Here is a 1,626-nt window from a genome sequence, read left to right as displayed (position 1 = left end):
CATCTAAAACGGGTGAAAACCAACGTCATCAATACCAGATGAACTACACCCAAATCAAAGGCTATCTTGATGCTCATCTAGCAGGTATAGACCAACAAACCTCATTAATTGAACAATCCTATAGACCTGAAATTAAGCAAATAGCAGCAGATGAAGCGCACGAAATGAGGGAATTAAACGAGGGATTGAATAAAGGAGATCGCGCTCGTTATGACCTCATATCTGAGAAAGACTACCAGACACCAGGACTAAGAGCCAGAATACTGCAATTGCGTACAGCTTTAGGATTCTAAACAATAAAATTCCCCAGGTAATAGCATCCTGGGGAACAAAGATTGAGTAAATTTTTCCAATTCGATTTTACTCCCATGCAACCAACGGAGCTAGAAGAACTGCTAGACAATCAAGAATCTTCTCCCAATGAAGATACTTTGAGGTACTTACAACACATCGAAAATCGATTGTATGAAGATATCGAAGCTCGTAAGCGAATTGATAGCGGTATACTCTTTCTAGTTTGTCAGGTAGGTTCCTGTAGCTTGTCATGGTTGCTGTTTGAACTGAGAGTAACACTGGTGATTATTCAGGTATTTAGTGCTTGCGTAGCTTTAATACCTGGATTAGTTCATATAGGAGATAGTTTCAATTTTGAGGCATCAAGTGAGAATTGGAGAATAGGCTTTGGAGATAAGCCACTCATAGGAATCGCCAAATTATTTATAGGTGGTGCAGTGTCATTTTCAGGTACTAGCAGAATTACCAAAGAAGTAATACTTACCCATGACGCAATTGCTGAAACCTACAAAGAAATTAGAGCTAACAATGGTTTAACTTGGCAGTTACCCAGCATGAATATCTCACTATTGATTGCTTTAATTTTCATGGCAGTAGTTATTTATTTTAAATCTCTGGGTAATCCAAATGTACAGGATAAATAGTTTCTGGGGGATTTTAATTAGTTCCTTAGCTACAGTTGTCACGCTCAACTATTTAGCCACTGGGTTTATTGACTTTGTTTTCAACATTGATGCACTGGTGAACTTGTTAATTACTCCTGATACTCTCGGCGTGTTAAACAGTTTCATCACCAAAACCAGATTATTCCTCCAAGGATATTGGCTGTACTTAATCGCTGGAATTTATCTATTGTTTTGGGTAAAAGCACAATGCAAGAGATAGAACAATTCAACGAAAATCTCAGGCGTGAGCGCAAGGCATCTACTTTGTTAGTAGGTGCATTGTTAGTTGGTGGACTAGCTGCAACTGTGCCATTGTTCACCGACTCAATTAAGCATAGCGAGGTTTTATTTTGTAGAGTAAACAGTGATTGTAGAGGGTCAAGTGTGCGCCGGGGAATTGCTCACATTATTGATAATGAACGACGCAATCAACTATTTGATATTAATATCCGAGTGTTGAGAGTTTTACCACCAGAAGACAGCACCGCTTACTTATTTGGAATTGGTGGGAGTATCGCTTTATTGACTGCATACAGTATCAGTAAATCACTTACTGACAAGCAAGAGAAAGCTATTCATAGCCAATTCGCCCTGCTCAAAATCAAAGCACTGGAGCTTAGTGGTGCAGAAAAGTCTTGAACCGCTTGTATACCAGGAGTCTGACTGA

General features: G+C 39.2%; 3 protein-coding genes and 1 pseudogene. All 4 read left to right on the top strand.

The genetic code is table 11. The features are described from left to right. A pseudogene (locus ACM0OS_RS28840) lies at positions 1–293 on the top strand (hypothetical protein); the annotation flags it as partial. Positions 294–335: 42 nt separating this feature from the next. Further along, a complete protein-coding gene (locus tag ACM0OS_RS28835) occupies positions 336–938 on the top strand; it encodes a hypothetical protein (protein ID WP_414545186.1) in 603 nt (200 codons plus the stop codon). Continuing rightward, positions 922–1,179: a hypothetical protein gene (locus tag ACM0OS_RS28830; RefSeq protein ID WP_414546598.1), complete on the top strand. Its 258-nt coding sequence runs from the start codon at positions 922–924 to the stop codon at positions 1,177–1,179. Before ACM0OS_RS28835 ends, ACM0OS_RS28830 begins: the two co-directional genes overlap by 17 nt. After that, complete coding sequence (locus ACM0OS_RS28825) at positions 1,167–1,598, top strand: hypothetical protein (protein WP_414546597.1); 432 nt, start codon at positions 1,167–1,169, stop codon at positions 1,596–1,598. The genes ACM0OS_RS28830 and ACM0OS_RS28825 overlap by 13 nt, the downstream gene beginning before the upstream one ends. Positions 1,599–1,626 lie beyond the last annotated feature (28 nt).

The organism is Nostoc sp. CCY0012 (genome assembly GCF_963920855.1).
Lineage (GTDB): Bacteria > Cyanobacteriota > Cyanobacteriia > Cyanobacteriales > Nostocaceae > Cyanocohniella.
The sequence above is the reverse complement of the archived record's forward strand: the minus strand, read 5'-3'. Positions and strand labels throughout refer to the sequence as shown.

Coding starts and splice junctions, on each gene's coding strand:
- ACM0OS_RS28830 (WP_414546598.1), top strand. CDS start 922: ATGTACAGGATAAATAGTTTCTGGGGGATTTTAATTAGTTCCTTAGCT.
- ACM0OS_RS28825 (WP_414546597.1), top strand. CDS start 1,167: ATGCAAGAGATAGAACAATTCAACGAAAATCTCAGGCGTGAGCGCAAG.